7 protein-coding genes are annotated in these 5,531 nt (G+C 69.3%); 2 read left to right on the forward strand and 5 right to left on the reverse strand.

Annotated elements, in window-relative coordinates; genetic code table 11:
• Positions 1-196, forward strand: a 196-nt coding sequence (locus ABZ656_RS02065) for a hypothetical protein (protein ID WP_360263594.1), incomplete at its 5' end; no start/stop codon positions are given.
• A 411-nt stretch (positions 197-607) separates the two neighbouring features.
• The gene (locus ABZ656_RS02070) at positions 608-1,372 is read left to right on the forward strand and encodes a hypothetical protein (RefSeq protein WP_218977885.1); all 765 of its coding nucleotides are present in this window, start codon (positions 608-610) and stop codon (positions 1,370-1,372) included.
• Between the two features lie 282 nt (positions 1,373-1,654).
• Here ABZ656_RS02070 and ABZ656_RS02075 read toward each other — a convergent pair whose 3' ends face one another.
• The 5 genes from ABZ656_RS02075 to ABZ656_RS02095 form a co-directional block, all read right to left on the reverse strand.
• On the reverse strand, positions 1,655-2,068 hold the full coding sequence (locus tag ABZ656_RS02075) for a winged helix-turn-helix domain-containing protein (RefSeq protein WP_360263597.1): 414 nt from the start codon (positions 2,066-2,068) through the stop codon (positions 1,655-1,657).
• A gap of 538 nt (positions 2,069-2,606) precedes the next feature.
• A complete protein-coding gene (locus tag ABZ656_RS02080; RefSeq protein WP_101401938.1) occupies positions 2,607-3,167 on the reverse strand; it encodes a hypothetical protein in 561 nt (186 codons plus the stop codon).
• 132 nt (positions 3,168-3,299) lie between these two features.
• Entirely contained in the window at positions 3,300-4,205 is a 906-nt protein-coding gene (locus ABZ656_RS02085; RefSeq protein ID WP_101401937.1) for a M56 family metallopeptidase, read from the reverse strand.
• Positions 4,202-4,570, reverse strand: coding sequence for a BlaI/MecI/CopY family transcriptional regulator (locus tag ABZ656_RS02090; protein ID WP_101401936.1), 369 nt, complete (start codon positions 4,568-4,570; stop codon positions 4,202-4,204). The genes ABZ656_RS02085 and ABZ656_RS02090 overlap by 4 nt, the downstream gene beginning before the upstream one ends.
• Before the next feature lie 128 nt (positions 4,571-4,698).
• The gene (locus ABZ656_RS02095) at positions 4,699-5,283 is read right to left on the reverse strand and encodes a class I SAM-dependent methyltransferase (protein ID WP_360263602.1); all 585 of its coding nucleotides are present in this window, start codon (positions 5,281-5,283) and stop codon (positions 4,699-4,701) included.
• Positions 5,284-5,531 lie beyond the last annotated feature (248 nt).

The raw sequence follows: 5,531 nt of genomic DNA on the forward strand, positions 1-5,531 counted from the left end.
GGACGCCGAGGGCGTGGTCGAGGACGCCGAGGGCGTGGTCGAGGACGCCGAGGGCGTGGTCGAGGACGCCGAGGGCGTGGTCGAGGACGCCGAGGGCGTGGTCGAGGACGCCGAGGGCGTGGCGGAGTCGGTCGGCTCGACGGCCCCCGCGACCGTCGACGGCGCCGAGGGTGCCGGCGACTTAGACGGGACCTGATGCCCGGTGCCGGCAGCCGCCGGTGATGCGGAGGCCGTCGGTGGGGCGGAGGGCGCTGGTGCCGGATGGCTCGTCGCGGCCGATGCGGTCCCGGCGCCGAGAACGCCGACGACCAGTCCTAGCGCCAGGGCTGGAATCCATCTGTGTCTGGAACGCAACAAGGTGCCTTTCCGTCTTGTAGGGGGCCTTACGGTGCGCGAGCCCCGAAATTCCTTTGTCCGTACACATGTTCGATGACACTGCACTATCGAACAACAACTGACATGTCGTCAAATAAGAGATGGCGAGGCGATGGACCGACTTCGCAAGACCGCGTGGGCGGCACTCCCTCTCCTGCTGCCCCTTCTGGCAGCCGGGTCGGCCTCGGCCTCCCCGCTCGAGTCATCCCTCCCGTTCGGGAGCGTCCGGTCGGTGCATCCCGGCGACACACTGACGGTCAATGCCAAGACCGGCGAGGCCAGTTACGCCGAGACCATCACTTCATCCGCGTTCATCAAGGCAGGGAAGCTGCGGATGATGGATCCGCTGCTGACCACCACCGTGACCGTCGCCTGCGACACCCGGCCCGGCACCTACCCGGTCCTGCTGCACGGCGCCGGAGACGTGGGCCCGGAGGAGCATCCGTTCCGTTGGGCACGCGTACGCGTCGAAGCCACCGACGAGGCGGCACGCCGCGTCTGCCGGAACAAGGTCCAGAAACTGCCCCCGCCCAGCCTGGAGGAACGCTGGGCTCCCGTCAGCACGTGGCCCCAGTCGGAATGGGACGTGCGGACCTTCCGGGCCGGCAGCCGCATCACGATCACTGACAACTATGACGAGGGATCGGACGGTGACATCACCCTCACCTCCCGCGCATTCACCGACCGCTCCGTCCTGCGCGGAGCCAGAGCCGTCCTGACCGCCACCACCACCCTCAGATGCGACTCCGCACCCGGCCTCTATGTCGTCTACCGGCATGACGCCGACCAGGCCGGCCCCGACAAACCATGGGCCCGTCTGCGTATCGCCCCCGCCGCACCCGGAAAAGCCTGCGCTGCTCAGCAAGCCGCAAAGCACTCAGCCGGGACATCCCGCACCGGCACGGTGGTCTGGGCCGCGGGCGGCGTACTCCTCGCCGCCGCAGTCGGCACCGCACTTTTTCTGCGGGCCAACTCCCGCCGCACACAATCCGCCTGAGCGCGCCCCGCCGCTCGTCGTCCGGCTTGGATCGCTGCGGCGTTGACGCGGAGAGCCCGAGCGCCTCCCCAACGGGTGCCACGACGTCATCGTCTGCGACAAGATGGTGTACCTCGCGCACTTCGACGCGGTGGTCAGCTTCTGTCTGTGCGCGAACCCCGACGTACCCGCCACCCCGGCCGGCTGCCCGTCCGACGACACGTACTTCCTGAAGACGGTCACCACGCACCGACGGGGTGATGCCGCGCCGGTCCCAGGTGCGGCCCTTGGGCGGACGGCCGGTCACGCCCGCTTCGTCCTCGAAGCAGACGAACGCGCCGGTCGCCGCCCGGAGGGTTCTACCTCCTGCCAGGTCGCCTCCCGCCATGCGGTGATCGTGTCCTCGTCCCGTTCGGCGGCGGGCCGGGCGGGCATCTGCACGCTGTAACCCATGCGGTGCAACAGCCGGGTGACTCCGGAGACGCTGTAGGAGATGTGGAACTTCCGCCCGATCAGCGTGCGTACTCTTGCGGCGGTCCACACCTGGTCGTCCGTCCAGCCGTGCGCGGCCGGCCCTTCTTCCAGCCAGGCGGCGAGATTGAACTGCAGGCCGGGGTGGAGCCGGCAGTCGTAGCCCGGGGGCCCCTGGGAAAACGGCGCTTCCCACCCGCCGGACGCCCAGGCACGACGCCACTGGTAGACCGATCTCTCGCTCACCCATAACTCCCGTGCGACGACGCACGGGAGTTATGGGTCCTCCTCGAAGAGGTCAGTGGCCCGCATCCGTACCTCTTCGCGGCATCTGCGCTGCTCGGCGGTCAGCCCGCCCCCGTCCGGATACCGCATACTTCCGGGCTGCCAACCACAACGGCCCCTGTCACCTGGTCCGGCAAAGACCCAGACGCTATAACGCCAAGGTCAGTAACTACCCGGCCTTGGGCTGAGGACCCCGCTCCGGCACCGGGCGCGGCCCGGGTGACCGCTTCGGCCAGGGTGGCAGCAGCGGTTCGATCAGCATCCACAAGTCGTCATCCACGATCCACGGCCGAGCATTCACACCGAATCCTCGCGTCGGTCACGCCCGACCGGCGCGACCGGCTACCAGGCGCGGTCCCGCACGGTTCAGCTCCACCGCGGCAGCCGCACCGAGACCGGCTTCGCAACCGCCGGAAACTGACGGCCGTCCACGTCACCTCCCCGGGTTCCCGGATCCGGGGAGGTGTGCAACGGCAGCCCCACGACCGTGCGCATGGGCTCAGCCCGTCATGGTGGACTTCGCGCCGGACGGGGTGGCGGCGTACCACATATTGCCCTTGGCCTGGCCGTTCGTCTGTCCGGCCTGCGTGTCGCCCATGTATCGGTACAGCGGCCAGCCGCCGAGGGTGAGCTGTTTCATGCCGTCCCGGTGGACCGTGCCGAGAAGGCTCTTCTCGACCCCCATGGTCCGTACGGAGTCCTCCACCATTACGGGCATCCACGTCTTCGTACACTCACCGGCACACGTCCACTTGGACGGATTCGCCTGGTCCATGTCGTAGCGGTAGAGGGTCATCCCCTTGTCGTCGGTCACCACGCTGCCCATGCCGTTGAGCGCCTTGGCCATCACCATGGTGGTCGTGGCCATGTGCCCGCTGCCGGAGTCGCCGCCGGCGGCCGGTGTGGAGGTCGCGGATTGCGAGGCGGCCGTGGCGACCGGAACGGCGCTGCCGGGGCTCGTACCGGTGGAGGTCTTTTCCGTCGAGCTGCCGCACGCCGCCAGGAGTAGCGCCGAGGCGAGCCCTGCGGCCGAGAGGAGGACGATGCGTTGCTGGATCACGGAGTTTCCCTTCGCCGGTCGTTCTACTTACTCCCTTAGTACGTTGGGCAACTCCCGTACGCTCAGCCATCGGTGGCACATGGCGAAGCCTTGACCGACGGCGGCGGAGAATTCAGGGAGCTCAGTCGGCGGTCAGCCGACGCCGGGCGGGCAGGCGACGAGCAGCGGGAGCAGCGGGACCGCCACGGCCATGGCGGCCATGGCACCCCGCAGGGCGGGGTGCGGGGCCTTGCGGGGGCCGAGGACACGCTTCAGGCGGATCAGGACGGTGTGCCCGCCCGCGCCGAACGCTCCCTTCGGTGCACTGGCGGCCGCCATCTCGTACATTGCCGTGGCCAGCACCTCACCGGAGTGACCGCGCAGGGCCCAGTCGTCGGCGACCATCTCCAGGAGAAGCGCCGTCTGTTCCCGGGCGTGACGGGCCAGCGGCAGCGGACGGAAGACCGAGTGGAACGCGTCCGTCGCCGCCAGGACCAGGTGATGACGTCCTGAGATATGGGCCTGCTCGTGTTCCAGTACGGCGCCGAGCTGCTCCGGCGTGAGCTGACGGACGGCCGCCTCGCTGATCACGATCCGGGCGTGGCGGCCCGGCAGGCTGTAGGCGGCGGGGACGTCGTACGGCAAGACCGTGGCGCGCAGTCGTAGCGAGTGGCGGCCCACCATGTCCACGGCTTCCCGGTGTCGCGTCCGGGCGCGGCGGGCTCGTACGACATGAAAGGCCAAGCTCCCGGTGAGAGCGACTCCGATGGCGGCTGGCAGGGCGACGGCGAGCCGGTCGGCGGTGCCGGGATCGCCGGCACCGACGTCCATGCCGCAGGAGTTCAACAGGCCCATGACTCCCGCGTTCAGATGTTCGGCCGGCATGGCCAGGTGGTACGCGGCGAGCGCGGCGCCGATCGAGAACGAGACCACCAGGGCATGCCAGACCGCCGCGGCCAGGGCGGGCGCCCGGTGCGGCCAGCGGGCACGCAGGAGCAGATACGGAGCGACGAAACCCACGACCGCCGTGTAGCCGATCAGGACGGGAGCGGCGTTCACGGCTTCGCCTGTCGGCCCATGTTTCGCAAAGCCCTGCGCAGAGCGGCCACTTCTTCCTCCGACATGTTCTCCACGAAATGGAGCAGCGCGGCCGAGCGGTCCTTGCTCTCCCCCAGGCCGTCCTCCATGAGCGCGGCGGCGTAGGCCTCACGGCTGCGGACCGGCGCGTACAGCCAGGCGCGACCCTGCTTGCCCCGCAGCAGCCAACCCTTCGTGTACAGGATGTTGGTGACGGTCATCACCGTGGTGTACGCGATGGGGCGGGTCTTGTTGATGTCGTCGACGACCTCGCGCACTGTTGCCGGACGGTCCCACGTCCAGAGGCGGTCCATGATCTCCGCCTCCAGATCCCCCAGCCGCCGCATGGCCCGACTTCCTCTCGCCACCGAATACGTAGCGCCATAGTAGACGGGTGACCTGTCGCGTTTCCGTGGGCGGAGGGGGAAGGGGCACTACCGGAGACGGCGACGACCTTCACGGGCATCACGGCCTGTCAGCCCTTGACGGCATGCAGCAGTGTGATGCCGAGCCACGGTCCGCCGTACCAGTACCCGGGGCCGAGTCCGCGCAGCGTGCCCTGGCCGATGTGCTCGGCGTACTTCCCGGTCATGGGCCAGAAGTCGGCGACGAGCAACTGCCCGCCCGGGCGCAGCACCCGCATGGCCTCGTCCACCGCGCGGTATCGCCCCTCGGGCGACGGGATGTTGTGGATCGCCAGCGCGCTCGTCACGACGTCGAAGGAGCCGTCCGCAAACGGCAACGCGGTCATGTCGGCCGTATGTACTTCCACCCGGTCGGCGACCCCTGCCGCGGCGGCGTTGGCGAGCGTGTTTTCGGGCCGGTTGCCGCTCTGGTCCTTTCCGGACCACAGGTCCACGCCCACGGCGTGTCCCGTCGGCAGCCGCCTGGCCGCCTCGATCAGCACCGCGCCGCGACCGCAGCCCAGGTCCAGCAGCTGCTCGTCACCCTTCAAGTCGGCCTGGTCCAGCTCCTGCCTCCAGATGCGGAGCTTGCCGTGCAGTGTGGTGTGCAGATAGATGCCCGTGCTGGCAAGCAGTACCGTCCCCGCCGTCATCATCGCGTTCCGTCCTGGCCGCCATCGTCCGGCGGCCAGACAGCAGGCCGTGCCGACGGCGCCGAGTGCCGCAGGGAACGCTGGAGCGTCTACGCCGTACCGCGGCCGCCGAGGGCGCGGCGGTGGGAAGTCATCCCGGTTTTTGGACATACGCGCAGTGTCACAAGCTCGTCTGCAGGGCGGCTTGTAGAAATGTTCCCCCGTGGCGGCGCCACCGGTCTCGCGCCTGCCGGGGCAGACCGTCGAATGCA

Origin of the sequence: Streptomyces sp. NPDC007095 (assembly GCF_040634475.1) — a bacterium.
Classification (GTDB): domain Bacteria; phylum Actinomycetota; class Actinomycetes; order Streptomycetales; family Streptomycetaceae; genus Streptomyces.